Annotated in this window: 25 protein-coding genes; 13 read left to right on the forward strand and 12 right to left on the reverse strand. The window is 61.5% G+C overall.

Annotation, left to right across the window (positions count from 1 at the left end; translation table 11 throughout):
- Window positions 1-119 precede the first annotated feature (119 nt).
- The gene (locus HYZ49_19510) at window positions 120-794 is read left to right on the forward strand and encodes a Type 1 glutamine amidotransferase-like domain-containing protein (GenBank protein ID MBI3244473.1); all 675 of its coding nucleotides are present in this window, start codon (window positions 120-122) and stop codon (window positions 792-794) included.
- Window positions 795-931: 137 nt separating this feature from the next.
- A complete protein-coding gene (locus HYZ49_19515; protein ID MBI3244474.1) occupies window positions 932-2236 on the forward strand; it encodes a GAF domain-containing protein in 1305 nt (434 codons plus the stop codon).
- A gap of 83 nt (window positions 2237-2319) precedes the next feature.
- On the opposite strand, the gene HYZ49_19520 is transcribed toward HYZ49_19515, so the two are convergent.
- The 3 genes from HYZ49_19520 to HYZ49_19530 form a co-directional block, all read right to left on the reverse strand.
- A complete protein-coding gene (locus HYZ49_19520) occupies window positions 2320-3543 on the reverse strand; it encodes a DUF711 family protein (GenBank protein MBI3244475.1) in 1224 nt (407 codons plus the stop codon).
- A 67-nt stretch (window positions 3544-3610) separates the two neighbouring features.
- The gene (locus tag HYZ49_19525) at window positions 3611-5428 is read right to left on the reverse strand and encodes a S9 family peptidase (protein ID MBI3244476.1); all 1818 of its coding nucleotides are present in this window, start codon (window positions 5426-5428) and stop codon (window positions 3611-3613) included.
- 9 nt (window positions 5429-5437) lie between these two features.
- The gene (locus HYZ49_19530) at window positions 5438-6256 is read right to left on the reverse strand and encodes an RNA methyltransferase (protein ID MBI3244477.1); all 819 of its coding nucleotides are present in this window, start codon (window positions 6254-6256) and stop codon (window positions 5438-5440) included.
- Window positions 6257-6397: 141 nt separating this feature from the next.
- Here HYZ49_19530 and HYZ49_19535 point away from each other — a divergent pair, with 141 nt between their 5' ends.
- The 4 genes from HYZ49_19535 (at window position 6398) to HYZ49_19550 (ending at window position 8895) form a co-directional block, all read left to right on the forward strand.
- A complete protein-coding gene (locus HYZ49_19535; protein ID MBI3244478.1) occupies window positions 6398-7423 on the forward strand; it encodes a DNA translocase FtsK in 1026 nt (341 codons plus the stop codon).
- Between the two features lie 2 nt (window positions 7424-7425).
- Entirely contained in the window at window positions 7426-7851 is a 426-nt protein-coding gene (locus HYZ49_19540) for a hypothetical protein (GenBank protein MBI3244479.1), read from the forward strand.
- Window positions 7848-8090, forward strand: coding sequence for a hypothetical protein (locus tag HYZ49_19545; protein ID MBI3244480.1), 243 nt, complete (start codon window positions 7848-7850; stop codon window positions 8088-8090). Before HYZ49_19540 ends, HYZ49_19545 begins: the two co-directional genes overlap by 4 nt.
- A gap of 232 nt (window positions 8091-8322) precedes the next feature.
- The gene (locus tag HYZ49_19550) at window positions 8323-8895 is read left to right on the forward strand and encodes an ankyrin repeat domain-containing protein (protein ID MBI3244481.1); all 573 of its coding nucleotides are present in this window, start codon (window positions 8323-8325) and stop codon (window positions 8893-8895) included.
- Window positions 8896-9126: 231 nt separating this feature from the next.
- Here the strand turns inward: HYZ49_19550 and holA are convergent, their stop codons facing one another.
- The 4 genes from holA to prfA all read right to left on the reverse strand — a co-directional run bounded on the left by holA (window position 9127) and on the right by prfA (window position 12696).
- On the reverse strand, window positions 9127-10158 hold the full coding sequence (gene holA, locus HYZ49_19555) for a DNA polymerase III subunit delta (GenBank protein ID MBI3244482.1): 1032 nt from the start codon (window positions 10156-10158) through the stop codon (window positions 9127-9129).
- 65 nt (window positions 10159-10223) lie between these two features.
- Complete coding sequence (locus tag HYZ49_19560; GenBank protein MBI3244483.1) at window positions 10224-10727, reverse strand: hypothetical protein; 504 nt, start codon at window positions 10725-10727, stop codon at window positions 10224-10226.
- Between the two features lie 29 nt (window positions 10728-10756).
- Complete coding sequence (gene prmC, locus HYZ49_19565; GenBank protein ID MBI3244484.1) at window positions 10757-11638, reverse strand: peptide chain release factor N(5)-glutamine methyltransferase; 882 nt, start codon at window positions 11636-11638, stop codon at window positions 10757-10759.
- The gene (gene prfA, locus HYZ49_19570) at window positions 11635-12696 is read right to left on the reverse strand and encodes a peptide chain release factor 1 (protein MBI3244485.1); all 1062 of its coding nucleotides are present in this window, start codon (window positions 12694-12696) and stop codon (window positions 11635-11637) included. Before prfA ends, prmC begins: the two co-directional genes overlap by 4 nt.
- Before the next feature lie 232 nt (window positions 12697-12928).
- Here prfA and HYZ49_19575 point away from each other — a divergent pair, with 232 nt between their 5' ends.
- From HYZ49_19575 to HYZ49_19590, 4 genes are all read left to right on the forward strand, one after another.
- Window positions 12929-13204, forward strand: coding sequence for a type II toxin-antitoxin system prevent-host-death family antitoxin (locus HYZ49_19575; GenBank protein ID MBI3244486.1), 276 nt, complete (start codon window positions 12929-12931; stop codon window positions 13202-13204).
- Complete coding sequence (locus HYZ49_19580; protein ID MBI3244487.1) at window positions 13204-13614, forward strand: type II toxin-antitoxin system VapC family toxin; 411 nt, start codon at window positions 13204-13206, stop codon at window positions 13612-13614. The genes HYZ49_19575 and HYZ49_19580 overlap by 1 nt, the downstream gene beginning before the upstream one ends.
- Before the next feature lie 127 nt (window positions 13615-13741).
- The gene (locus HYZ49_19585) at window positions 13742-14914 is read left to right on the forward strand and encodes a hypothetical protein (GenBank protein ID MBI3244488.1); all 1173 of its coding nucleotides are present in this window, start codon (window positions 13742-13744) and stop codon (window positions 14912-14914) included.
- Entirely contained in the window at window positions 14911-18057 is a 3147-nt protein-coding gene (locus HYZ49_19590; protein MBI3244489.1) for a hypothetical protein, read from the forward strand. Before HYZ49_19585 ends, HYZ49_19590 begins: the two co-directional genes overlap by 4 nt.
- 103 nt (window positions 18058-18160) lie before the next feature.
- Here the strand turns inward: HYZ49_19590 and HYZ49_19595 are convergent, their stop codons facing one another.
- From HYZ49_19595 to HYZ49_19605, 3 genes are all read right to left on the reverse strand, one after another.
- Window positions 18161-19330: a HAMP domain-containing histidine kinase gene (locus HYZ49_19595; GenBank protein MBI3244490.1), complete on the reverse strand. Its 1170-nt coding sequence runs from the start codon at window positions 19328-19330 to the stop codon at window positions 18161-18163.
- Window positions 19331-19347: 17 nt separating this feature from the next.
- Window positions 19348-20031, reverse strand: a complete 684-nt coding sequence (locus tag HYZ49_19600) for a response regulator transcription factor (protein ID MBI3244491.1) — start codon at window positions 20029-20031, stop codon at window positions 19348-19350.
- Between the two features lie 143 nt (window positions 20032-20174).
- Window positions 20175-20624, reverse strand: coding sequence for a hypothetical protein (locus tag HYZ49_19605; protein MBI3244492.1), 450 nt, complete (start codon window positions 20622-20624; stop codon window positions 20175-20177).
- Between the two features lie 141 nt (window positions 20625-20765).
- Between HYZ49_19605 and HYZ49_19610 the strand changes: the two genes are divergently transcribed.
- Together HYZ49_19610 and HYZ49_19615 are read left to right on the forward strand one after the other, a co-directional pair.
- Window positions 20766-21422 carry a sigma-70 family RNA polymerase sigma factor gene (locus tag HYZ49_19610; protein ID MBI3244493.1) on the forward strand — a complete coding sequence of 219 codons (657 nt, stop codon included), beginning with the start codon at window positions 20766-20768 and terminating at the stop codon, window positions 21420-21422.
- On the forward strand, window positions 21422-21694 hold the full coding sequence (locus HYZ49_19615; protein ID MBI3244494.1) for a zf-HC2 domain-containing protein: 273 nt from the start codon (window positions 21422-21424) through the stop codon (window positions 21692-21694). The genes HYZ49_19610 and HYZ49_19615 overlap by 1 nt, the downstream gene beginning before the upstream one ends.
- Window positions 21695-21706: 12 nt before the next feature.
- Here HYZ49_19615 and HYZ49_19620 read toward each other — a convergent pair whose 3' ends face one another.
- A complete protein-coding gene (locus HYZ49_19620) occupies window positions 21707-22705 on the reverse strand; it encodes an aldo/keto reductase (GenBank protein MBI3244495.1) in 999 nt (332 codons plus the stop codon).
- 128 nt (window positions 22706-22833) lie between these two features.
- On the opposite strand from HYZ49_19620, the gene HYZ49_19625 reads away from it, so the two are divergent.
- The gene (locus HYZ49_19625; protein ID MBI3244496.1) at window positions 22834-24309 is read left to right on the forward strand and encodes a DEAD/DEAH box helicase; all 1476 of its coding nucleotides are present in this window, start codon (window positions 22834-22836) and stop codon (window positions 24307-24309) included.
- A 15-nt stretch (window positions 24310-24324) separates the two neighbouring features.
- Here the strand turns inward: HYZ49_19625 and HYZ49_19630 are convergent.
- A partial coding sequence (locus HYZ49_19630) for a PrsW family intramembrane metalloprotease (GenBank protein MBI3244497.1) occupies window positions 24325-25546 on the reverse strand: 1222 nt, incomplete at its 5' end.

Here is a 25546-nt window from a genome sequence, read left to right on the forward strand (position 1 = left end):
GCCCTCCCCCGCTGGAAGAACGCCAGCAGGGGAGGGAGCGGACTCCCCTCCCCTGCGACGTGTTCCTCGTCGCGGGGGAGGGGCTGGGGGTGGGGGCCGAGTCGCGGAGACCAACAGTTATGATCGCCCTCATCGGCGGCAACGAATTTAGAGAGAACTGTCGCGAGATGGATCGAGCGCTCTTAGCTCGACTCGGCACGAGCGCGCGGGTGCTGGTGATTCCAACAGCCGCCGCCAACGAGTCGCCGCGGCAGGCGGCCAACAACGGCGTGGCCCACCTCAAACGGCTGGGCGCGAAAGCCGAGCCGCTCTACGTCATTCAGCGCGACCACGCCCAAGCGGACGAGATGGTTGCCGCTATTCGAGAGGCGAAGGGCGTGTACTTCAGCGGCGGCGACCCCGTGCATCTGTTGGAAACTCTGCGCGGCACGAAAGTGTGGCGGGCCGTCGTCGAGTTGAGCGAGCGCGGCGGACTGGTGGCCGGGTCGAGCGCGGGGGCGATGGTGATGGGCGGCCAGATGTGGACGCCGGGGGCGGGAGCCGGTTGGCGCGAGGGGTTGGGCCTGGTTCCAGGGCTGGCCGTCATTCCCCACCATGCCACCGTAGCAACCCGCTGGAACGCGGCCAAAATGCGAGAGTCGCTCGCCCCCGAAGTCACGCTGGTCGGCATTGACGAAGCGACGGCGGTCTTGTTCCCCGATCATTTGGTGCTGGGCGAAGGTGAAGTGACGGTCTACACGTCCGAGCCGAAAACTTATGCCTCAGGAAAGTTAGTTGCGGAGAAGTTGGATTGATGCGAATCTCTAATCCGCCCCTTGACCGGATTCTTTCATTGCCTTTGGTCAACACCGTGTAAAGAACCCCCAACTACCTAACCACCCAACAATCCACTTCCTACCACCTCCGCCGCTTTTTGGCTATACTTAACCGCATGACAGCACTCGACCCGGCGCGTGAAAACGCGGATCTCAAAGCTCAAGTTGCCCTGCTGGCCCGCCTGGTCGAAGTCAGCGTGACTCTTAGTTCGACTCTGGATCAGCAACAACTCATCACCTACATCATCAGCGCCGCCGCCGAACTCCTCAACTCCGAGACGGCTTCCATTCTGCTCTACGACTCCAAACTCAACGAATTGCGCTTCGCCGCCGCCACCGGCACCGACCCCAAAGAGCTGGCCAAGATTCCGGTGCCGCTCGACGGCAGTATCGCCGGCTCGATCTTCCGCGAGAACAGGCCGGTGATCATCAACGACGTGAGCAAAGACACCCGCCACTTCCGGCAAGTGGGCGACAAAGTTAACTTTCAATCGAAGTCGCTGGTGGGCGTGCCGATGCGGATCAAGGATCGGGTGACGGGCGTGCTGGAGGCCCTGAACAAGAAAGACGGCCGGACCTTCACCGAAGCCGACTCGCGAGTGCTGGCCATTCTCGCCTCCCAGGCCGCCGTCGCCATTGAAAATGCGCGGCTGATTGACGCTCTGCAAAAAGCCTACAACGATCTCGGCAAGCTCGACAAGATGAAGGGCGACTTCATCGCCATCGCCTCACACGAACTGCGGACGCCGCTCGGCGTGATTCTGGGCTACGCCACGTTTTTGCGCGAAGAGGCCAAAGGTGAAGCGGGCGAGTACGCCAAAGCCGTGCTCGACTCGGCCATTCACATGCGCAAGCTCATCGAAGACATGACCAACCTGCGCTTCCTCGAAGTGGGGCAAATGTCGCTCCGCCGCGAGCCGGTGGACATGCGCCGCTTGATGACCGAAGCCCGCAACGAAATGCTCTCCCTGGCCGACGCCAAGAATCAAACCATCCTCGTCCAGAACGGGCAAGGGCCGCTCATCGTCCACGCCGATCGCTCCAAGCTGGCGGCGGTGATGTCCAACCTGCTCACCAACGCCATCCGTTACACACAGGAAGGCGGAAAGATCGAAATGAGCGGGTTCATGAAAGGCAACGAAGCCTGGGTGGCGGTCAAGGACAACGGGCGCGGCATTCCCAAGCGCGATCTGGAAAATATCTTTCAAGGCTTCTTTCAGGTGGAAGACCACATGGTTCGCAAGAGCGGCGGCATGGGCCTGGGTCTGTCCATCGTGCGCGGCACGGTGAAACTGCACGGCGGGCGGGTGTGGGCCGAGAGCGAAGGTGAAGGCAAGGGCGCCACGTTTATTTTCACCCTGCCCATGGCCGGACACACCGGCATTCTGCCTCAGCCGTCGAACATCTTCGAGCAAACGTAAGGGCGTATTTCAAGTCGGCGGCAAAGGTTTGTATTAGACCGACGCGGTACGCTAGGCGAAAACCGCGTCGGTCTCCTTGCAACCTACGTCGCCCGGTGCGCCAGATCGAACGCCTCGTCCCCGCCCAGCGCGCCGCCCAACGGGCGCGACTTGTGAGCCAGCACTCTCCCGTTCGCAAAAAAAGGAAAACTAAATGACAGCTCGTCCCCGGCCTGCTTGCCAGGCATGGGCATGAGCCGCGCCGTGAGCGGCTTGTTCAGGCGCAGGGCCAGCGCGGCCACGTCGAGCAAAATGGGGGCCAGCTCGGCGGGCGAAATATCGCCGGGCAGGGGAACCGTATCCAGCCCCGTGCCACACACGGCGGAATACAACAGCAAGTCGGAAACCCCCATCAACCCCTCGGCGCTTCTTGCCGCCAGCACGTTGTCCTCCAGCACCGGCAGGAACAAACCGGAGAACCCGATCCGCTGAAACCGGGCGCGTTGCAAAGCGTCGGTGATGAAAGCCGCCGCCGCCAGCGTGCCGGATGCGCCCGCCGCGCCCACGCCCAAAGCCTCTATCGCCGTTCCAATGGATTTATCGGACGACGGAAACGGAGCCGGCGAAAAATCAATCCCCGCAAACCGCACACTCTTCGCCCCGCCGATCTTCTTGGCGACGCTGTGGATTCGCCGGGCCTGATCCTCGATGGACTCGATCAGGCGCGAACGCGCCTCGGCCAGCGACTTGACTCCGGTGAAAGCCGTCACTGCTAAATCAGCCGACTCGGTCGCAATCCCGAACGAAGCCGGGCCGCCCTCGTGGTAGCCCGACGGCATGAACGGGATGCCCGGCTCCACGTTGGCCAGGGCGGCAAAACGCAAGTTGCCCAAACCGTCCGGGCTGATTGCCGCGCAACGGTGAATGATCTTCGCCGCCAGTTGAATGGCTTGCAGGCTGATGCCGCTGAGCGGCGAGGCAATTACGCCGGCCACGAAAATATTCTGGGTGGCGGCGATCACGTCGGGGATCATGTCGTAGTAGGCCGCCGGGTCGGAGGGGCGAGCCACCCCGAGCGAGGCGTAGTCAATGCTGTGGACGAAACAGATCGCCTCCAGGTCTTGCGCGTACTTCACCGCCTCGCCGATTGACGTTTTGCCGAAAGTGCGCCAGAGCGGCGGCAGGGCCAGCCGGGTGGTCTGCACATTGAAGCCGGCCGCCTCGAAGGCCTGGCGGGCCTCACCCAAAAACCGCCCGGCGTAAGCAATGCGGCTCTCGTCGAGCGGAAAATCGGAATCGGTGAAGTAGGTGATGGAGCGGATGTTCATGGGCTTAGAGATTGGAGATTAGAGAATTGGAGATTGGACGCCTTCCAATCTCCAATTCTCTAAGTCTCTATTTCAAATGCCTCTTCAATAACCTCAATTGCCTCTGATAAGCCGTCAGCTTGTTCTTCAGCTTCAAAAAGCCGTGCCCCTCGTCCGGGAAGATGATGGTCTCGTGGATTTTGCCCAGCCGCTTGAGTTCGGCCTCGGCCTTTTCGGTTTCGGCGGCGGGGCAACGCGGGTCGTGCGCCCCGGCCAGCATTTGCACCGGGGCGTTGATGCGGTGCAGAAAGAACATGGGCGAGGCTTCGCGGAATCGATCTTCGTCAATCTCCGGGTCGCCCATGTTTTGCAAGTCCCAGTAGCGCAAGTCTTCGCGCTCGCTGGCAAACTCGGTGAACCAGTCGAGGAAGGGCACGACGGCTGAACCGGCGGCAAAACGGTCGGGATAACGAGTCAGGCCGGCCATCGTCATGTAACCGCCGTAGCTCGCACCGGTGATGGCGATCTGTTCTGGGTCGGCCAGCCCTTTGCGGATCAAAAAGTCGGCCCCGGCCACGATGTCGGCGATGTCGGCCCGGCCCAGCACAAAGCGATTGGCGGTTTGGAATTCTTTGCCGTAGCCGGTGCTTCCGCGATAGTTGGGGCAGAGCACGGCCCAGCCCTCGGCCAGCCAGGTTTGGATGAGCGGCGACCAGACGATCATGCTCTGCCACGAGGGGCCGCCGTGAATGTAGAGAATGGCCGGGCGGCGTTTGGCCCTGCCTTTCGGTTGAAACAACAGGCCGGGAATCGTCAGGCCGTCGGGCGCTTTCCAGCGGACGGGTTGGGGCAGAATAAAGTCGCCAGGTTTCACCTCGGCGGGAGCGGAGTGGGTGAGTTGAGTCCACCGGCCCGATTTGAGAGACAGTTTCCACAGGTCGCCGGGTCGGCGCGAGTTGTGAAAGACGCAAACGATGGAGTCGCCACTCGCTTCGCTCAGCGTGAATTGAGGATCACTGTGATAGCCGGATTCGATGGCGAACTTTTTGCGGCGGCCCGACTCGATCTGGACGACGTTCAGCGACACGTCGCCGTCGCGGTTGACAGTGTAAACAATGGCGCCGCCATCCGGCGACCAGGCCGGGTTCTCTTCATCCCATTTTTCCGTCGCCACCCAGTCAATCTCACCCGACTCCAATTCCCACACGCCGATGTCGGCATTGCCGTTCGGCCAGCCCACGAAGGCCAGGCGTTTGCCGTCGGGCGACCAGCACGGCGTGGCGGCGTCAAGGGGGCCGGACTTGTCGGCCAGCGCGCGAAGTTCGCCGCCGCGCGCGGGAACAATAAAAATGTTGCTATCCTGCCCCTGAGTATGCGCGGTGAGGGCGATATGTTCGCCGTCGGGCGACCAGGCCACGTCGGTGTCTGAGTAGGGATGATTGACGACGCGGGCGAGTTGGCCGGTTGCCACCTCAAGCGTGTGAACGGCAAAGCGCCCGCCGCGATTGCTGATCAGGGCAATGTGCCTGCCGTCGGGCGACCACGAGAATTTGTCGTAGAGCGCGTCGGGCGTGTCGGGCATGGCGTTGCGTGTCTCACCCGTCGCCAGGTCGTAAATGTGAATGTCGAAGTTTTCGTCGCCTTCGTGATCCTGCAAGTAGGCGAGCCGAGACCCGTCCGGCGAGAAGCGTGGAGCGGTCTTGCTCTCCCAGCCGCCGGTGATCTTCTTTGGCCTCTTCTGGCCCGCCTGAGAACCGGCAAGCGAGACGAGCCAGATTTCCCACGAGCCGGTCTTGTTCCAGTTGACGGCGGCGTGCTGGCCGTCGGGTGAGACACTGAGGCCGCCGCCCCACGAATAGACGTTTGGGATGCGGAGGAGTTTGGTGAGGGAGTGTTTTTTGGGCATAGTTGGAAGTTAGAGGTTGGAAGTTGGAGGTTGGATGTCGTTTCTTTGCCGCACTGCTTCAAACAAGATCACGCTTCCGGCAACCGCCGCATTGAGCGACTCGGTTTCGCCGGGCATGGGAATGAAAACGGACTCCGCCGCGCAGGCGCGGGCGGCTTCGCTGGGGCCGTCGGCTTCACTGCTGATAATGAAGGCCGAGGGTTGAGTCCAGTCGGCTTGGTCATAAGAAATTTGAGATTTGAGATTGGAGATTGGAGATCGAGCTTCGGCCATACGAACCTGTAGCCCTTTCACCTTCTCGCCGATTTTATCCCAAGTGAGCGACTCGATTGGCAGGCGAAAATGCGCGCCCATTCCAGCGCGGACGACTTTGGGATTGAAAGCGTCCACCGTGCCGGGCGCGAGCAAGGCGGCGTCCACGCCGGCGGCGGCGGCGCTTCGCAAAAGTGTGCCGAGGTTGCCGGGGTCGGAGAGGCGGTCGCAAATAACCAATAACCAATTACCAGCTTTTAGTAATTGGTTATTGGTTATTGGTAAAACTGCCAGCACGCTTTGCGGATGCTCCGTGTCCGAGCAGGCTTTTATCACTTCGGGCGACACTTCGACGAGGGTCGCGCCGCGCCGGCGCAGTTGGCCGAGCACGGCCCGGGCGCGGTCGTCGAGATCGTTGGTGTGAAGGGCAAAGTCAACGGGCGCGTTTGCCCTCAACGCCTCTTCCACCAGACGCGCGCCCTCAACCACAAACTGGCCTTCCTTTTCACGGGCCTTGCGCTGGCTTTGCAGGGCGCGGACGAGTTTAACGCGGTCGTTGGCAAGGCTGGTGAGCATCGAGATTTTTGGATTTGCGATTTTGGATTGCGAATTGAAAACGGATACCTGAGGATTGTAGCATGGGCAAGCCGGAAAAAGCCAAAAATTGCCCGTTGACAAGGGTTCTAATAGAGGTGTATATTTTAGAACACAAGTTCTATGACCCAACAAGTGACTTCTGACTACCTGAATTTTCAGGCCGACCGCATCGAGCGGGTGCTGGCCTCTCACCGCGTGCCGGTTCGGGTGCACGGCGGCCTGGTTTCGTCGCGCTGGATGCGCTTTCTGGTAGCCGTCGCCCCGGGCGCGAAGATCAGCGTCGTGCGTAACCTGAGCGAGGAGATCGCCCTGGCCCTCGGCGCGGACAACGTCCGCATCTCTCGCGAGGGGAGCAACCTGGCGGTAGAAGTGCCCCGCCCGGACTCCGAGCCGGTCTTCCTGATGACTCTGCTTCGAAGCCTGCCGCCCATGCCGCCGCACACGGCCTGCCTCGGTATGGCCGACGATGGCCGCCCTCTCCTTCTCCGCCTGCCCTCGCCCGACGTAACCCACGTGCTAGTGGCCGGGATGACCGGCTCTGGTAAGACGGAATTGATCCGGGCCATGGCCCTCAGCCTGGCGATTGGCAACCGGCAGTCGCAGTTGCAGTTCGCCCTCATTGATCCCAAGTCGCGCGGCCTTGCCCCGCTGGCGGGCCTGCCGCACCTGATGGCCCCACCCGCCTCCGACGCCGTCTCGGCGATGGCCCTGCTCGACCGCCTCAACGAGGAAATGGATCGCCGCGATCTCGAAGGCGTTTCCCAGCCGCGCATCGTCGTCATCATTGACGAAGTGGTGGATTTGCTAATGTCGGGCAATAAGTTGATCGAGGCGGCCATCACCCGGCTGGCCCAGCGCGGGCGTGAGGCCGGCATCCACCTCATCCTCGGCGCGCAGAAACCCTCCTCAACCGCGCTCGGCTCGCACATCAAAGCCAACCTGCCGGTGCGACTGGTGGGGCGCGTGGGTAGTGTCGAAGATGCGCGAGTGGCGGCCGGCGTCTCGGCCACCGGCGCAGAAAAACTCGGCGGGCGCGGCGACTTCATCGCCGTGGCCGGCGGGCAGATCACCCGTTTTCAATCGGCTTACGTCCCGGCTCGCGAATGGCACAACCTGCCCAACATTCTGCGCGACGGGCGGAGATAACCATGAAGACTTTCACCTTCAAGATGATCATCACGTTGTCTCTGCTGGCTTTTGCGATCACACTGGCAATCGTGATCGGCCAGCGGATGTCGTCGGAGGCGATGGCAGTGCTCATGGGCGTGGTGGCCGGGGTAGCCGCGAGCATCCCCACCAGCCTGATCGTGGTCTGGATCGCCGCCAAGTTTATGCTCAAGCCAAACGAACCGGCTCCGGTTGAGCCGCCGCGCGTGGTGGTGATGCAACAACCCGCGCCGGCGCCCCAATCGGCTCCGGCTTATGGTTATCCCACGCCCCAGCCCGGATACGGTTGGGGCGGCGGCCCCGCTTACCCGGCAGTGGCGGCGCCCCCGATGCCGCGCCGGTTCACGGTGATCGGCGGCGCGGGCAACCTTGAAGAGTCGTCTTTGCAAAGTCTGGAGGTCGAATGATCAGCGCCGAAGTCATCAACATGACGGCCAAAGAACATGGCTACTTCCCCAAATCGTTTTTGTGGCGCGGTCGGCGTCATGCCGTGAAAGCGGTGGAGCAATGCTGGACGGTGTCGCGCCGCGACTGGCTGAGGCGCGTGGAGCGCCATTGCTTTCGCGTGCGCACCAACGAGGCGACGTTTGTGGTGTATCATGATCTGGCCCGCAACACCTGGTATCTGGAACGGGCGATGAAGTGATCACCTGCGCTCTTGAACAAATCGAACTGACGCCCGCCACCCGTCTCTGAAAAGAGGCCGGGTCGGCGGGCGGCATTTTTATTCGTTGCCCTCAAAAGTTCCGCGACATGCCGGACGACTGGGTTCCCTGGCAAGTCATTGCCGGCAACAGCTCCGAGCATTATCACGATCACAGCCGGACCCTGCGCGCCTGGCTGGATAAAACAAAATCTGCCTGACGGAGACTTCTGCGATGACCGATCTACCTCAAAACCTCATTGACGATTTTGTGGGCAACGCCCACGGCAACTTTGCCCGGGTGAAGGAATTGCTGGAACAACACCCAAACCTGCTCAACGCCAACGCCTCCTGGAACGAACACGCCATTGAGGCCGCCTCTCAGGTGGGGAGCGTGGAGATCATCCATTACCTTTTGGCGGCTGGCGCACCCACCGGCATTTGCACCGAAGCAGTGCTCGGCCATCTCGACAACGTCAAAGCCTATCTCGACTCGGATCCAACTCAAGCCAACGCCAAAGGCGCGCACGGCATCACGGTGCTCTATCACGCCATCATCCGCGCCAACAAAGAGATCGCTGAACTGCTTCTGGCGCGCGGCGCGGACGTGAACGCCGGCGCGGGCGGCAGTCCGCCCATTCACGGCGCAGTCATGTTCAACCAGCCGGAAATGGTCGAGTGGTTGCTGGCGAAGGGGGCGGATGTCAACAGCAAAAACTACGAAGGCAAGACTCCGCTCAAAGCCGCCGCCGACGGCGGCAAGGCGGCCATCGCTGACTTGCTTCGCAAACACGGCGGCGCTGAATAGGAACTGATGAACAGTGAGACTCTTCCAACGGATTGCTTTCAGCAAAACGGAAAAGCGGATGAGGCGCGTCGCCATCCGCTTTTCCGTTTAAATGAATCCGTTGAAAAGACCTTATCGGAAATAAGCTCATAGCCCGCGTCCTCGCGGGCGGCCAACCGCGTCCCACCGGGATGCTTCGCGAAGGACGCGGTTGGGGAGCGTCATATTGTTATTCCCGACAAGGTCTAAAATTCATGCCGTCAACCCGGCAATAAACGTATCAATCGCCGTCGTGTCTTCGGCCCCGCCGGACTTGAGCGTGAGGTCGAGATCGAGCAGGCGGCGGTAGATCGTCTCAAGTTTTGAAAGAGTGAAGTTGCGAGCCTGCTTCACCAGTTTCTCTGCCGGATAAGGTTTCTGATTGAGAGTCTGCATCACCAGCGTGGTGTTGCCGCCGTTGTCTAAAATCTCCCGCACCAGCAACAACAACCGGAACTGCCGGACGATCATGCCGAAGATGGCGAACTGATCCTGGCTGGGCATGTTCAACAGGGTGTGATACTTGTTGATCGCCAACTGCGCGTTGCGCGTCCCCAGCGCGTCCACCAGGTCCCAAATCTCGGCTTCGCCCGCCGCCGGGGTGAGTTGCTCCACGTCGGCCTTTTCCACCGGGCGCGCCCAGTTCACGTAAGCCAGCAGTTTCTCAATTTCATGAGCCAGCATGCGCGGCTCGTCGCCAACCGCCGTCGCCAGCGCCTCGGCTCCGGCGGGCGAAAATTCGCCGCCGCCCGCTTTGGCCCGGCGAATGATCCACTGCATCATTTGTGGCCCCTGCGGCACGTCGAACTTTTTGATTTCAACGCCCGGCGCTTTCTCTGCCGCTTTGAGAATGCGGCTTCGCTCATTGACGGCTTTGGGTTCGACCAGCGCCAGCGCAGTGGACGGCATCAGTTCGGGGAAATAAGCAATGAGGCCGTCCACAAAATTTTGTGAGGATGCGCCAGCACCAGCCGCCTCTTCTGCGGAGTGGCCCGCGTCATCCGTCGTCTTGCCCGTCAGACGGGTCAGCAGGCCGCGAACGATGATGAGCCTTTTTTCGGTGAGGAAGGGCATGGTGTCGCACGCCCCGCGCAGTTCGGCCAGGGTGATCGTTTTGCCGTCGAGTTCGGCGATGTTGAGCGAGGCCAGCGACGGATCGCCCATCTCGGCCTTTAGCTCAGTCACGCGCCCGGCAATGGCGAAGTCGTCGTCGCCGTGAAGGATGGCTAGTTGCGGGAGGGGCATGAAGAGACGATGGACAATGGACGATAGACGATGGACAAACCGAAGTCGTCCGTCGTCTTTCGTCGTCAGCCGCGTGTTTCGATGCGGTGCATGACGGCGGGCGAAGTGCTCACCTTCTTCACCGACGCAATTTCCATCTCGCCCATCACACCGTTTGTGGTGATCTCGGCTTGCAGGCGCAGGCCGACGGGCTGGGCAAAGACGATGGCGGCCGTGGCGAAAGCCAGGGTGAGCGGCAGGCGCTCCAGCTTGTCGCGCCACGTTCGCGCCCCGATCAACGACACAAAGGCGGCCAACCCGGCGAAGGTTCCGGCGGTGACAAAGTTTGTGCCGCAGTTGGGATGAATCGCCAGATCATGCTCCCCGCCTTTCATCCGTTTCAAAGCTTCGTGGGCGGCGGCTTCCACTTCGTCGGTGGGCAGGTCGCCCAGGAGCCAGAAGCCGTTAGCGTCCGAGTAGCCGGCCATGCTCCGGCGCTTGCGGGCGGTGAGGACGTGAATGGTGGCGTGCTCCAGGCCGTGGTTGCGGCGGACGCGGGCGATGGGTTGGAGGGTGAGGAGGGAGTTCATGGGATTGGAGATTAGAGAATTGGAGATTCTCAATTGCGCATTGAGAATTGTGAATTGTGCATTTCAATCAGGAGCAGTCTATCCAAACCAGCCAAATCCTTGTGAACTTCCACTCGCGCTGAGGGGAAGTAGTGGCAGGCCAGGGATGCCGCCGCTTTGCCTTGTGTGGCCGCAGTTTCAGCCAGCAGTGCGCCTCCGGGCAGGAGATGATCGCCTGCGGTTGCCAGCAAACGCTCGATCACGCGCAAACCGTCCGGGCCGCCGTCGAGGGCCAGAGCCGGCTCGTGCCTGGCGACGGGCAAGGTCTCAAGTTCGGCGGTTGGGATGTAGGGCAGGTTGGCGCAAATCAGGTTCACCTTATCCACGCCCTCCAGCAGATCGCCGTGAATGAATTGTACCCGGTTGGCGACGCCGTGCGCAACAGCATTTGCCCGCGCCACATCCAGCGCGGCGGCAGAAATGTCAGTGGCGACGATGTGAGCATGAGGAAGCTTGACGGCGAGCGTTACGGCGATGATGCCGCTTCCCGTTCCCACGTCAACGACAGTGAACAGTGAACCGTCACCAGTGCCCTGTTCTCGCTCACTGTTCACTGCCCACTGTTCACTGATCACTATTGCTTTTTCTACAAGCAACTCAGTCTCAGGTCGTGGAATGAGAACGTCGGGCGTGATTTTGAAGTTGAGGCCGAAGAACTCCCACTGGCCGAGCAGGTAAGGCAGAGGTACGCCATGTTCAGCCTGCTCAACAAGCTTGGCGAAGCGTTCGCCTTGTTCGGGCGTCAGTTCGGCTTCGGGGTGGGCCAGCACCCACTCGCGGCTCTGGCCGAGAGTGTGGGCGAGGAGGAGGGCGGCTTCGCGATGAGGCAGTGGGTTGATGAACATTGAGAGTGCGGCGCGGACGCTCGTCACACCCCCGCCTCCGCCAATTTCTCCGCCTGCTCCCGCGTCGCCAGTTCGTCAATGAACGTGTCAATGTCGCCGTCCATCACCGATGGCAGGTTGAAGGACGAGACGCCGATTCGGTGATCGGTGACCCGGCCCTGCGGGAAGTTGTAGGTGCGGATCTTCTCGCTCCGGTCGCCGCTACCCACCTGGCTCTTGCGCTCGGCAGAGGCCGCCGTCTGCCGCTTTTCCATTTCGGCTTCGTAGAGCCGCGCCCGCAAAATGCTCATCGCCCGCAATCGGTTCTGAGTTTGCGAGCGCTCGTCTTCGCAGGTGACGACGAGGCCGGTGGGGATGTGAGTGAGGCGCACTGCGGTCGCGTTCTTTTGTACGTTCTGACCGCCCGCGCTGGAGGCGCGGTAGGTGTCAATCTTCACGTCCTTCTCCGGCACGTCAATTTCCACTTCGTCCACCTCGGCCAGCACGGCCACGGTGGCGGTGGAAGTGTGAATCCGGCCCGACGACTCGGTGACGGGGACCCGTTGAACCCGGTGCACACCCGACTCGAACTTGAGCCGCGAGTACGCACCCTTGCCGCTCACTTCAAAAATCACCTCTTTGAAACCGCCGATTCCGCTCTCGTTCGACGACATCAAGGACGCCTTCCAGCCGCGCCCTTCGGCGTAACGAGTGTACATGCGGTAAAGCTCGGCGGCAAACAACCCGGCCTCGTCGCCGCCCGCCCCGGCCCGAATTTCGACAATCACGCTCTTCTGGTCGCGCGGGTCGCGCGGCAAGAGCAGTTCTTTCAGTTGCCCTTCGAGTTCAGCCTGTTTCTTTTCTAGATCGGGGATTTCGGCCTCGGCTAGTTCTCTCATTTCTTCGTTGTCGAGCAAGGCGCGGGCGTCGGCCAGGTTCTTGAGCACGTCCTTGTACTCGCGGAACTTGGTCACAATCTCTTCCAGCGACGACCGCTCTTTGGCGAACTCGGCGACTTTGGCGTAGTTGTCCAACTGAGCCGGGTCGGACATCAGGCGGTTCAGTTCTTCGTAGCGGGTTTCGATTCCGGTGAGTTTATCGAGCATGGCGGTCACATAAAAAATCCCACAGCGGGTGGGAGGGTGAAACGATTATAACACTGAAGGAATAGGAGGAATGGATTTATCGAAGGTGACGGGAAATAGGAGTAAGGTTGTTGTATTTTTCCTTTATTAGCATACAATCGTGTCAACAACCGGGGAACTCAGAACGCCAGTGCCTGCCTTCGCCAATCGGGTATATAATGTCACCACATTTGTAGTCACAACGGAGTCTGAGATGCAAAAAACATTGCGCGCGAATACGATTGGAGTGCGTGAACTGCGCCTGAGCGCTAGCAAGATTCTGCGCCGCGTGCGCGAGAAAGGCGAAGCGATTGACATCACTTATCGCGGGCAGGTGATCGCCCGTATCATTCCCGCCGCTCCGACCAAACCTGATCCGCAAGTGCTCGGGGCGATCTGGGCTGATCTGGATCGGGTGGCCGAGGAGATCGGCCAGCGCTGGCCCGCCGGGTTAAGCGCCGCCGAGGCGGTGAGCGTGGAGCGGCGCTGATGAGGGCGGCGGTGGTTGACGCCAGCGTGTGGGTCAGCCGGTTGGTGCCGGTGGATGTTCATCATGCGGCCAGCCGCGCCTGGCTGGAGACTCAGGCCGCGAGCGGCGGGCAATTTGTTGCGCCGACGCTGGTATTGAGTGAAATTGCCGGCGCAGTGTCGCGGCGCACGGGCAACTCCCGATCCGCCCATGATGCCGTTGCCATTATCACCCGTCTTCCAACGCTGCGATTCGTGTCTGTGGACAGCAATTTGGCGCAAACGGCGGCGCGGTTAGCCGCCGACCACGCCTTGCGCGGCGCGGACTCGGTTTATGTGGCGCTGGCGCTTGAACTGGGTCTGCCATTGATCACTTTGGATCAAGAACAACTTGCGCGAACAGGCGGCATCATCACTGCGTCTAAACCGTAGTTCAAATTCAAGGACATTTCGTGACTACTCAGGCCAAGAAATCGGGATGCGGATAAACACGGATACAACCAAAAAAGGATCGGCGAAAATCTACGTTCTGATTTTTTTGCTCTGAAAGAAGGCTGTTATGGCCGAGGAAACACAACCTGATACCACTCCCCCCGCTGGATCCGTCCAAGAGGGCGGCGTCTCCATCGGCGAGAATGCGCAGATCACCGTCGGCAGTGGCGACGTGACCGGCGGCGACAAGATCACGGCCGGCGGCCACGTCATCCAGGCCGCCGCCGGGGCCACAGTCATCATCGGCGCGCCAGCGGCGGCCCCCGACGCCGTCGGCGAAGGTCTGGCCGCCCTGCACGAATTGATGGAGCGCTCCTCCGACGTGCGCAATGCCGTCATCGCCTTCGGCACCGACTTCACGGCGGCGCGCGATCAGGTGGATATGCTGGGCGACTACAAAGACCTGCACGACCTCCTGCACCGCTTGCAATTTCACTGCTACAGTGGCATCACTCAAGCCGCCGCCCGTTTCCCCGACGACGAGATGGCCCTCGACAATCTCACCGACTACCTGCTCACCCTCGAAGGCATCGTCGCCGAACTGCGCCAGGTGGCCGAGCGCCCGTCCGCGCCCAAGCAAGATGTGCAGTGGATTGAAGAAGTGGCGCTGGCTCGCGCCGACCTCAGCACGGCCATCGAGAAGCTGGACGCCAAACAACTCAAGCAAGTGACCTGGCGGTTGAACCGCCTCCTGTCCGTTCAGCCGTCGCGGATCAACACCCTTTTGAATCAAGCCGCGCGCGCCATGCGCCTGCCGGCCCTCGTCCAAACCCTTTCGCAGGTAAGCGAGAATCTGGCCTCGCTCGACCTCGACGCTGAAAAAGTCGGCCAATTTAAAACCGGCGTCGAGGCCCTGAGCAACCTCGACCACGCCTTGATTGCGCTCGTGGACGAACACGATCATTGGCAGGATATTGACGTCGAACTGCGGCGGCTCGAAGCTGCCATTGAACAAGACCTGGAAGAACTTGAAATGTCGTGGCCCGACTTGAAGACCAAAGCCACCCCCTTGTACGACGGCCTCACCGACGAATGGGCCGTCGCCATCAAAAAAGAAGGCGATGGCTTGGATGAAACCCTGGCCGCCAACAATCCAGTCAAAGTCAAACGCACCTTCCGCAGTTATCGCCGCCGGGCCGGGGATCGTTTTTATCGCGTGGACGTTGACTTGAAAACCTTGTGCGGCGAACTTCGCAAGATCGGCGCGCCGCTGGCCTCTGTGCTGGGGATGATCGAATGAACAACACCCAAACTCCAACCACCGACGACGTTCGCTTCCCATCGCTGGATGCGATGCGCGCCGCCTATCGCAACCTGCTCAAGCGCCAGCGCGATAAGGCCAAAACATCCGACCTGCGGGCTGAGGCCGAGGCCTTCATCTTGAAGGGGCGGGCCACCGGCGCTCTACTCGCCGAAGATAACGACCGTCAGGCGGCCCAGGGCTTCCTCGACTACTGGAGCACCCGCCTCTACCGCCCCGGCTACGAGCCGCCCGATGCCACCCTGGCCGAGTTCGACTCCAATCTCGCCCCCGAACTGGACGATGCCCTCTGCCCTTATGTGGGCCTGGAGGCGTTCGGTGAAACGAATAAGGGCGTGTTCTTTGGGCGGACGCGTTTGGTAAAAGACCTTGTAGCCAGGCTGAAGAAATCTCCTCTGCTGGTCGTGTTAGGCCCCTCGGGCAGTGGCAAGTCGTCGCTGGTGCAGGCCGGGTTGATTCCGGCCCTCAAGAGCGGCGCGCTTCCCGATAGCGCCGGTTGGCACTACTTCCCGCCCATCGTGCCCGGCTCGAACCCGCTCGCGAATTTGTCCGAGTTGACTCGCCCGTCCAATACCGACTCGGCAGAGTGGGCGGGCGAGCAGGTCAAGTTAACTCTCGAACGACCGGGCCACCTGACTCAATTGATTGCCAGCCACTTCACCGGCGGCGTCGTCATCGTGGTGAATCGGTTTGAAGAGGCCTTCACCCTCTGCGCCGACGATGGGCTGAGGCAAACCTTTGTGGACAGCCTGGTGAGCTTGACGAATGCCGGGCAGGTCGTCATCCTCACCATGCGCACCGACTTTGAAGCGCAGGTGGCGCGCCTGCCCGACTTCCAAAAGCTTTTCGAACAAGCGGCGGTGCGGGTGGGGCCGCTCAACGCCGGCGAACTGCGTGAGGCGATTGAAGCGCCGGCGGCGATGATCGGTCTGAAGTTCGAAGAAGGCGTGGTGGATGATTTGCTCAACGACCTTCTGGGCGAACCGGCGGCCCTGCCGCTCTTGCAGTTTACCCTGCTCAAGCTGTGGGAGCGCCGCGATCACAATCAGATCACGTGGGAGGCCTACCGCAAGCTGGGCGGAGGCCGCCAGGCTCTGGCAAACACCGCCGACGAGTTATACAACAACCTGACTCCCGAAGAGCAGGCCACGGCCAAGCGCATGTTGCTCAAAATGGTCAAGCCGGGCGAAGGCGCGGAAATGACCAGCAACCGTGTGCGGCGCGGCAGCCTCTACCACAAAGACGAAGCCAATGACCGGGTTGACGGCGTGCTGGACAAATTGATTCGCGCTCATCTGGTACGTATGACTCCCGGCGAGTCCGGGAGCGAGGCGCAGGTGGAAATAGCGCACGAGGCGCTGTTGCGCAACTGGCCGCGCCTGGTGGATTGGCTGGACGAGGAACGCATCACTCTACGCCAGCGCCACCGGCTGACCGCCGCCGCCGAACAATGGCTGAGGTTGAGCAAAGACCCCAGCGCATTGCGGCGCGGCGCTCTGCTGGCCGAAGCTTTGCAGTATGACGATTTGAATCTGCTGGAGGCCGAGTTCGTCAAAGCCAGCCGGGATGCGGAAGAAGCCGCCGAGCGTCACAAGGAAGCCATCCGCCAGCGTGAACTGGACGACGCCCGGCGCATCGCCGAAGTGGAAAAGCAGAGAGCCGAGGAGCAGGAACAGGCCGCACGCCGTTTGCGGCTGGGCAACCGGATCATCACCGCCGTGGGCGTGGTGGCCGTTATCCTGGCCATCGCCGCCGCTTTTTTTGGTAATCAGGCCAACATTGCGGCGGGCGGCAACGCCACGCTCGCCGCGATGAACGCGGCCAATGCCGGCACGGCTCAGGCCGCCAGCACCCAAGCTGTCGCGCAACAGGGAATCGCTGAGGCCGCCAGCACCCAAGCCGTCGCCCAAAAGGGCACTGCCGAGGCCGCCAGCACTCAAGCGGTTGCCCAGCAAGCCACTGCCGAATCCGAGCGTGACCGCGCCGATAAGAATTCTCAGCTTGCCCTCTCACGCCAGTTGGCTCTGCAAGCGTTGGACTTGGCCGGCCAGCAACCCGGCCTGGCGCTGTTGTTGAGCGTGGAGGCCAACCGGCTGACCGATACAGATGATGTGAAGAACGCACTGCTGGGCGTGTTCAAGACCAATCCGACTCTGCTCGGCTATTTTTACGGCCACACCGACCCGGTCACCGGCGTGGCCCTCAGCGCTGACAGCACGGTGTTGGCATCGGGCGATGAGACGGGCACGATCATTTTGTGGGATGTTGCCACCGGCCAACAAACGAGCCAACTCACCGGGCACACTGGCGGCATCACCGGCCTCGACTTCAGCGCCGACGGCAAGCAACTCGCTTCAAGCAGTCTCGACGGCACAGCGCGATTGTGGGATGTGGCAAGCCGCGCGGAGCTTGCGCGGCCTGACTATGGAGACGCGCCTTTCGAGTTCACCGAAGTTTTAGGCGTGGCTTTCAGAGCCAATAACCGGACTCTACGTATCATCGGTTGCGCCAGACCAGCGGGGACATCTGCCGCATGCAACAACCTCTACGTGTGGCAGTGGGACATTGTCACCGGCCAACGCACCGGCGGCCTGTTGTTATACAATGGCGAAATTCTGCCTGGCCTTACCTTCCGCGCCGACGAGAAAATGGTGGCCTATAGCCGTCAGAACAAAATCATTCTGGCAAACGTCACTGTCGGGCCGCTGGAACAGATCGAACCTCGCCTCGACGATCACACAGACGAAATCACCGGCCTCGCCTTCGGCCTGGATGGCCAGTTACTGGCCTCCAGCAGTTTGGATAACACCGTCCGCCTGTGGGACGTGAACCGGCGAAAACAAATCGGCCTGCCGCTCGTTGGGCATAGAGGCGCGGTGCGAAGTGTGGCCTTCAGCGCCGGCGATACCTTCGTCTCTGGCGGCGACGATAACGCCGTCATCCTGTGGAGCGCCCCGACAATACAACCTAACGAGGATGTGAGCGACGCGAATAACTTTGCGCTGTTGAACGCGCGCGCCTGCCAGACTGCCGGCCGCAACCTGACCCAGGCCGAGTGGGCGCAATACCTGCCCGGCACGCTCTATCGCAAAACCTGCGAGCAGTGGGCTGAGGGGGAATGAGAGCCACGGAGTCCGCGTCCTCGCGGGCGGCCAACCGCGTCCCACAGGGATGCTTCGCGAAGGACGCGGTTGGGGAGCGTCAAATCGGCCAAAACTCGATTTATCAAACAGGCTCTAACGGCAAGGTAAAACGGATCGTCGTGCCCTGGCCCGGCGCGCTCTCGGCGACGATTTCCCCGCCATGAGCCGCCACTAAATTTTTGGCAATCGCCAACCCCAACCCCGTCCCGCGCGACTCGACGGACTTGTAGAAGCGATCAAAAATGTGGGGCAAGTCGTCGGGGGCGATGCCCGAGCCGGTGTCGCCAACAGAGACGGCGACACCGTTTTCGGTGGTGGCTGCCGTCACTTGCACCCTGCCGCCGCGCGGCGTGTAACGCAGGCCATTCGCGATCAAGTTCGAGAGCACTTCCCGAATCCGGACCGGATCAATTTCCAGCAGTGGCAAGTCCGCCATCAAGAGGCTCAGTTCAATATTCGCCGCGTCAGCCTGGGTTTGAAAAGAGGCGACGGCTTCGCCAAGAAGCACATCCAGATCAGTTTGCTCGCGCTGGAGTTTGAGCATGCCGCTCTCGGCCAGCGCCAGCGTTCGCAGGTCGTCTATCAGGCGCGAGATGACGCGAGTCTCTTCGAGGACGGGCGAGAGGTGGGCCTCGTCCGCCGGGTAGACTCCGTCGAGCAGGGCCTCGAGGTTGCCTTGCACCACAGTCAGCGGCGTGCGCAGTTCGTGAGTCACGTCGGCCAGCAGGTTGCGGCGCTGGGCTTCGTTCTTCTCCAGTCGCTCGGTCATAGCGTTGAAAGCGCGAGTCAGGGCGCGCACCTCACGCGGCCCGCGCTCGGCGACGCGGGCGGTGTAGTCGCCGGCTTCCACCCGGCCGGCCGCTTCCATCAGATCGTCCACCGGCAAAGCGGTGCGCCTCAGCGACCGTCCGATCAACGTAAACGCCATGACGACGATCACAAAACTGCTGAAGCCGAGGAAGGGCACTGCGCCGCGCGGGATGTGAAAGCGTTCGGCGCCGACAAACGCCAGCCAGAATGCCAGCGAACAGCCGCCGACGGTGAACATAGACAGGAGCGCAAACAGGCCACCCAGCCGCCAGAAGAATCGCCCGCGCATGTTTCGCCAGACACGCAGGCCCGGCGGCCCCATCGGCGGCCAGGGTTCGTCGTTGGGCCACCAGGGCGGGCGGCGGCGGGGGAAGCGGCGGAAGTGCATTGGCAAGTTGACGACGGACGGCAGACGATGGACGATAACCCTTCCGTCGTCCATCGTCTGCCGTCGTTCGTCTAAGTATCGGCGAACTTGTAGCCCACACCATAGACCGTCAGCACGTAACGCGGCTGGCGCGGGTTCGGTTCGATCTTGCGGCGGATGTTTTTGATGTGGGTGTCTATGGCGCGCTCGTAAGATTCAAAGGCCACGCCGCGCACGGCGTCGAGCAGTTGGGCGCGGGTGAAGATGCGGCCCGGCTGGGCGGCCAGCGCCGCCAGCAATTGAAACTCGGTGGTCGTCAAGTCAACAGGTTGATCTTTGAGCGTCAACCTCATGCGAGGCATGTCTAGCGTCAGGTCGGCGGCGCGGATGATCTCAGCGGTAGTTGTCCCGGCGGCTTCAGCCCGGCGCAACACAGCCCGGACGCGGGCAACGAGTTCTTTGGGGCTGAAGGGTTTGGTGATGTAGTCGTCGGCGCCGAGTTCGAGGCCCACCAGCTTGTCGCTTTCCTCGCCGCGCGCGGTGAGCATGATGATGGGCACTTGCGAATCTTTGCGTAAGGTTCGAGTCACATCGAGGCCATCCATTTTGGGCAAGCCGAGATCGAGGACGACGAGATCGGGTTTGGCCGAGCGGGCGGCGGCGAGGGCGGTTTGGCCGTCGTGGGCGGTGACGACGCCAAACCCGGCGTGCTCCAGATAATCGCGCGCAAGCTGGGTGATCTTGGATTCGTCGTCAACCACGAGGATCGTTTTCATTGGGCAACGCTATTTAACCGCAAAGACGCCAAGAGCGCAAAGGCAAAAACTTTGCCACGAATTACACGAACTTTACGAATTGAGATTCCTTATTCGTGTAATTCGTGAAATTCGTGGCTGGACTTTCTCGCGTTCAGAGCCTCTCAGCTTTGCGGCGGCTCTTGCGGCGGTGTGGGCTGTTCACCGTGCGCCCGCTTGTGCCACTCTTCAAACATCGGCGGCGCGCCCTTGTTCCACGGGCCGTGCCCGCCGTGATGTCCACCCCAGCCCCAGGGTCTGCGCCAACCGAAGAGTCCGCGCAGGAGGCTGAAGAAGAGGAAGAAGAAGATTAGCGGGAAGAGGCATTGGAGGAAACCAAAGCCAAAGCCGAACGGCCCAAAGCCAAACGGGCGATGGTGAAAGCCGTAATAGGGATAGGCGAATGCAGGCGCGCCTCCCTCAGGCGCAAAGCCCTCGCCGCCCGGCAGAACCAGCTTGCCGCTATCGGCCAACCCCTGAGCCACGCCAGCCCGGTAGGCTGTCGCGCCGATGGCCACTGCGCCCGCCAGCAAGAGGAGCGCCAGCAAGACACCGAAAATAATTCTCCTGTTCATGTTTTCTCCTTGTTGAAATTTGTGATGACGGGAGTATCGGGCAGAATTGTGGATCAATTATGAAGCGAGCATGGAGAGGTTGAGGAAAAAAGGCGGCCAGGTTTGACGCATCAACCGCGTTGGAGTATCCTGTCTTCACCCATGAACGATTCAACCATCACTCAAATGGACGACGTAACCCTGCTGGCCGCCCTGCGCCGGGGCGACGAATCGGCCTTTGCGACTCTGGTCGAGCGCCATCATGCCTCACTGGTGCGGCTGGCGATGATGTACGTGCCCGACCAGGCCGCCGCCGAGGACGTGGCCCAGGAAACGTGGCTGGGCTTGTTGAAAGGGTTGGATCGATTCGAGGGGCGGTCGTCGCTCAAGACCTGGCTGTTCACCGTCCTCACCAACCGGGCCAAGACTCGGGGGCTACGCGAGAGCCGCTCGACGCCATTTTCGGCCCTGGCTAAGAGTGAACTTGACACCGACGAACCGTCGGTGGCCTCCGAACGATTCCTGCCGCCCGACCACTCGCAGTGGCCGGACGAGTGGGGAACGTATGTCTCAGCCTGGGATGAGATACCCGAGGAAAAATTTCTGACAGGGGAGACGATGGACGTTATTCGGCAGGCAATTGCCGCCCTGCCTCCCGCCCAGCGCGAGGTGATCACCCGGCGCGACATTGAAGGCTGGCCGGCGCAAGAAGTTTGTAATATTTTGGCGATCACTGAGACCAATCAACGGGTTTTGCTACATCGCGCGCGCTCCAAAGTGCGGCAGGCGCTGGAGCAATATTTGAATGAAGGACTGTGATGGCTGAAGAGATAACCTGCAAAGAGCTGGTGGAACTTGTCACCGACTATCTGGAAGAGGCTTTGCCTACGGAGCAACGGGCGCGCTTTGAAGCTCATCTTTCCCGGTGTGAGGGCTGTCAAAGCTATTTCGCGCAAATGCGGCGAACCATTTTGCTTCTGGGCCGCCTGACAGAAGATACCGTGCCGCCAGCCGCAAAAGCTGAGTTGTTGACATTGTTCCGCAACTGGAAGGAAAGCGGAGAGAGTGATCCACCGGCCCCGGCAGAGTAGCCGGGGTTTTGTTTACAAGCTCGGCGTCTTCATCCAGGCCGCCGAGTTGTGAAAGTTGACCAGCGCGCCGCCAGGCGGGTTGATCGAGTCACAGGCGACCCGTTCCTCCTCGCCCAACGTCATTTCCAACACCGGCAACAAGTCCTGCAACTGCTCCATCGTTCGCGGCCCCACCACCGGCGAGGTGACGCCCGGCTGATCTTTGCACCAGGACAACGCCAGTTGGCCGGGTGTCTTCCCAAACTGTTTCGCAATTTTGGCAAATTTTTCCCCGGCCTCGATGCCGAGTGGCGTGACGCGGTCGGCGTAGACACTGCCCGGCTGTTGCCCGGCCCGCGAATCGGCAGGCACAGAGCTTGCCGATGAATAGCGCCCGGCCAGCACGCCCTGCGCCAGCGGCGCCCAGGGCAGGAGCGCCAGGTTGTAGCGCAGAGCCAGCGGCACAAGTTCATTCTCTATTCGACGATCCAACAAATTGTAGGGCGGCTGTTCGCTCACGTAACGGGCGAAACCGAATCGCTCACTCACCGCCAGCGCCTCCATCACCCTCCAGGCCGGGTGGGTGGAGCAACCGATGTAGCGCACCTTGCCGGCCCGCACCAAGTCGGTCAGCGCGCCCAGCGTCTCGTCCACCGGAATCTCCAGGCTGGGCCGGTGAACCTGATAGAGATCAATGTGATTGACGTTCAAGCGACGCAGAGAGTCCTCACAAGCCTTGAGGAGATGTAAGCGCGAGTTACCGCTGTCGTTTGGGCCGTCACCCATTTTGAAATGAACTTTGGTCGCCAGAAAAACCTTGTCGCGCCGGTCGGCGATGGCCTTGCCCACAATGACTTCGCTGGCTCCGGCGTGATACATATTGGCCGTATCCACAAAATTGATGCCGGCGTCGAGGGCGGCATGAATGATGCGAATCGAGTCGGCTTCAGCGGTGGGGCCGCCGAAGTTTAACGCGCCCAGGCACAACGGCGAAACTTTGACTCCGGTTCGGCCAAAGAGGCGGTAGTTCATGAGTTGACTCCTTTGGTGTTTGTTTTGCTTTCCCCGTCCGGCTGTGTCATAATCGCCTCAGCTTAGGTGTAGGGCGAATTGGCAATTCGCCCTACAGACTCCTGGCAATCAACGATTTGGAGAAATGAATGTCACCAACCAACCGCGGCGCGGCCACAACCGGCGACGCTCTCATTGAAGAACCTGATAATACCCTGCTTGAAATAACGGCGGAACAATTGCCGCCACGCCTGCGCGAAGCCGCCGCCCGCGCCGGCTGGACGGCGCTGATGCCGGTGCAAGCCAAAGCCATCCCTTACCTTTTGGCCGGGCGGAACATGATGATTCAATCGCGCACCGGTAGCGGCAAGACCGGCGCGTTTATCCTGCCCATCCTGGATCGAATTGACCCGAGGCGCAATGAATGTCAAGCGCTGGTGCTGGTTCCCACCCGCGAGTTGGCCCGGCAGGTGGCCCAAGAGGCCGAGATGTTGTGCGGCGACTCGGGCGCGCGCACGGCGGCGGTCTATGGCGGCGTGCGCTACGGCCCGCAAATTGAAGCCTTGAAGCAGGGCGCGCATCTTGTCGTCGGCACGCCGGGGCGCGTGCTCGATCACTTGCTCCGCCGCACCCTGTCGCTGGAGCACTTGAAGATTCTGATCTTCGACGAAGCCGACCGCATGTTGTCTATGGGCTTCTACCCGGACATGAAGCAGGTGCAACGCTACCTGCCCTCGCGTCCGGTCAACGCCTGCATGTTCTCGGCCACCTTCCCGCCGCACGTCATCGGCCTGGCCCGCGAATTTCTGCGCCACCCCGAAACCCTCAGCCTCAGCCGCGATCACGTCCACGTCACCGACACCGAGCACGTTTATTACACCGCGCCCGGCATGGACAAAGATCGGGCCTTGATTCGCATCATCGAGATTGAAAACCCGGACTCGGCCATCATCTTCTGCAATACCAAGACCAAAGTCCACTACGTCACCGTCGTCCTGCAACGCTTTGGCTACGACGCCGACGAGTTGAGTTCCGACCTGGCTCAGGGCGCTCGCGACAAAGTGATGGAGCGCGTGCGGCAGGGAACTCTGCGCTTCCTCGTCGCCACCGACGTAGCCGCGCGCGGGCTGGACATCCCCGAACTCTCGCACGTCATTCAATACGAGCCGCCCGAAGACCTCGAAGCCTACATTCATCGCGCCGGGCGCACCGGGCGGGCCGGGGCCAGCGGCGTCGCCATCTCGCTCGTGGCCGGGGTGGAAAAATTTGAACTGGATCGTATTGCTAAACGATTCGGCATTGATCTGCAAGAGCGGCCTCTGCCCACCGACGAGGACGTGGAAGCCATCGTCTCTCAACGCCTGACGGCCTTGCTCGAAGCCCGCCTGCGCGACCGCGACAAATTGCAAACCGAGCGCAGTCAGCGGTTTGTGCCACTGGCCCGAAGCCTGGCCGAGAATGAAGATGAGACCGATCTGATCGCTATGCTGTTGGACGACAATTACCAACAGACTCTGCACGCCCCGCCGCCTCACCCTTCCGGGGAAGCCGCCCCGGCGCCCGGAAGCCGGGAGCCAAAATCCGGCGGGCGGCGCAACCGGAGTTCCCGCTCCCGCCGACGATGATTTAGGTAGGGGCGTTCAATCGGGCGATTCGTGAATCGCCCCTACCGCCGTTTCTGCTTTACGCAAACGGTAGCCAATCATCCCCAACGCCGCCAGCCCGCCCAGCACCAACCCCAAAACGATCAATGCGCTGACCGCGACCAACAGGCCGGGCACAATTTGTTGCATCACGTCCACGCCCGGCGTGAGCAGAGGCAAACTGCCAAACGAAACGGCCACCACCGCGCCATTCCACAGGCCGTGAATGGCGACGGCGGCCAGATACGAAACAAGAAGCCGCCACGGTTTTCGTGTCGCCGCCAACTGGCCCCAACCCCACCCCACCAAACCGGCGGTCAACCCGTGCATGATCATGGTGCCCATGCGAGCCGTCACCAGCGCCAGCCAGCCCTCGCGAGTCGCGCCCAGGTTGGCCAGACTCTCCACCACGGCAAAGCCGAGGCCGCCCAGCACGCCGCCGAGAAAAGCCGCCATCGGCGTGGGCCGACGCCGCAACATCAAGATCACGCCCAGCGGCTTGATCAACTCTTCGAGGGCTGGGAGCAGACCGGCGGCCACCACCAGGGTGGAGACGATTACCCAGGGCTTGAGAACAAACTCGCTCAGCCGTTCAAGGTCGCCCGTAAGTTGGACGGCGCGAAAGAGGCCGAGCAACTGATCGAATTCATCGGGAGCGACGACGGATAGCAGGCTCAGCCCGGCCACGGCCAGCAGGCCGATGAGGATCACTTCGGCGGCGAAGGCAATGACAATAGCCAGCCACGCGCCGCTAATAAAATGTCCCCAGGCCCGCAACCGGCTGAACCCGGCCCAGCCGCCCGCCGTGAGCGCCAACAGAAATGCCGCCGCGCCGAGCACGGCAAAATATTGGGCCAGCCCGATCAGCACGTCGGGCGCGAGATTGAGACTCAACGAAGCCTGCCCGCAAGCCAACGAAGCTACGACCAGCAAGCCGCCAACCATCAGCCAGCGCAAGTTGGCTTGCCATATAAAAGAAGCGCGGCCGCGCAAAGCCTGCGCCGCCTCCCAAACGAGTGGCCCGCCCAGCAAGCCCAAACCAAAAATTGTCACGACGGCCACCAGATCGAGTCCCTGGCGATTCGGAGTCAGACTCAAAGCCAGCGCAACCAAAGCGGCCAGACCGACTCCGCCCACGAGGCCGCTCAACCCCAGCACCAGCGCCAGCACCTCCCAGGCTGTAGTTTTCGGTTTGGCCGCCTCCAGCGGGGCAACAGTG

The organism is Chloroflexota bacterium (genome assembly GCA_016197225.1).
GTDB lineage: Bacteria > Chloroflexota > Anaerolineae > Anaerolineales > VGOW01 > VGOW01.

What these genes read in the sequence shown, in the direction of transcription:
- HYZ49_19510 (MBI3244473.1), top strand. Translation starts at nt 120, where the DNA reads ATGATCGCCCTCATCGGCGGCAACGAATTTAGAGAGAACTGTCGCGAG.
- HYZ49_19515 (MBI3244474.1), top strand. Translation starts at nt 932, where the DNA reads ATGACAGCACTCGACCCGGCGCGTGAAAACGCGGATCTCAAAGCTCAA.
- HYZ49_19520 (MBI3244475.1), bottom strand. Translation starts at nt 3,543, where the DNA reads ATGAACATCCGCTCCATCACCTACTTCACCGATTCCGATTTTCCGCTC.
- HYZ49_19525 (MBI3244476.1), bottom strand. Translation starts at nt 5,428, where the DNA reads ATGCCCAAAAAACACTCCCTCACCAAACTCCTCCGCATCCCAAACGTC.
- HYZ49_19530 (MBI3244477.1), bottom strand. Translation starts at nt 6,256, where the DNA reads ATGCTCACCAGCCTTGCCAACGACCGCGTTAAACTCGTCCGCGCCCTG.
- HYZ49_19535 (MBI3244478.1), top strand. Translation starts at nt 6,398, where the DNA reads ATGACCCAACAAGTGACTTCTGACTACCTGAATTTTCAGGCCGACCGC.
- HYZ49_19540 (MBI3244479.1), top strand. Translation starts at nt 7,426, where the DNA reads ATGAAGACTTTCACCTTCAAGATGATCATCACGTTGTCTCTGCTGGCT.
- HYZ49_19545 (MBI3244480.1), top strand. Translation starts at nt 7,848, where the DNA reads ATGATCAGCGCCGAAGTCATCAACATGACGGCCAAAGAACATGGCTAC.
- HYZ49_19550 (MBI3244481.1), top strand. Translation starts at nt 8,323, where the DNA reads ATGACCGATCTACCTCAAAACCTCATTGACGATTTTGTGGGCAACGCC.
- holA (MBI3244482.1), bottom strand. Translation starts at nt 10,158, where the DNA reads ATGCCCCTCCCGCAACTAGCCATCCTTCACGGCGACGACGACTTCGCC.
- HYZ49_19560 (MBI3244483.1), bottom strand. Translation starts at nt 10,727, where the DNA reads ATGAACTCCCTCCTCACCCTCCAACCCATCGCCCGCGTCCGCCGCAAC.
- prfA (MBI3244485.1), bottom strand. Translation starts at nt 12,696, where the DNA reads ATGCTCGATAAACTCACCGGAATCGAAACCCGCTACGAAGAACTGAAC.
- HYZ49_19575 (MBI3244486.1), top strand. Translation starts at nt 12,929, where the DNA reads ATGCAAAAAACATTGCGCGCGAATACGATTGGAGTGCGTGAACTGCGC.
- HYZ49_19580 (MBI3244487.1), top strand. Translation starts at nt 13,204, where the DNA reads ATGAGGGCGGCGGTGGTTGACGCCAGCGTGTGGGTCAGCCGGTTGGTG.
- HYZ49_19585 (MBI3244488.1), top strand. Translation starts at nt 13,742, where the DNA reads ATGGCCGAGGAAACACAACCTGATACCACTCCCCCCGCTGGATCCGTC.
- HYZ49_19590 (MBI3244489.1), top strand. Translation starts at nt 14,911, where the DNA reads ATGAACAACACCCAAACTCCAACCACCGACGACGTTCGCTTCCCATCG.
- HYZ49_19595 (MBI3244490.1), bottom strand. Translation starts at nt 19,330, where the DNA reads ATGGACGACGGAAGGGTTATCGTCCATCGTCTGCCGTCCGTCGTCAAC.
- HYZ49_19600 (MBI3244491.1), bottom strand. Translation starts at nt 20,031, where the DNA reads ATGAAAACGATCCTCGTGGTTGACGACGAATCCAAGATCACCCAGCTT.
- HYZ49_19605 (MBI3244492.1), bottom strand. Translation starts at nt 20,624, where the DNA reads ATGAACAGGAGAATTATTTTCGGTGTCTTGCTGGCGCTCCTCTTGCTG.
- HYZ49_19610 (MBI3244493.1), top strand. Translation starts at nt 20,766, where the DNA reads ATGAACGATTCAACCATCACTCAAATGGACGACGTAACCCTGCTGGCC.
- HYZ49_19615 (MBI3244494.1), top strand. Translation starts at nt 21,422, where the DNA reads ATGGCTGAAGAGATAACCTGCAAAGAGCTGGTGGAACTTGTCACCGAC.
- HYZ49_19620 (MBI3244495.1), bottom strand. Translation starts at nt 22,705, where the DNA reads ATGAACTACCGCCTCTTTGGCCGAACCGGAGTCAAAGTTTCGCCGTTG.
- HYZ49_19625 (MBI3244496.1), top strand. Translation starts at nt 22,834, where the DNA reads ATGTCACCAACCAACCGCGGCGCGGCCACAACCGGCGACGCTCTCATT.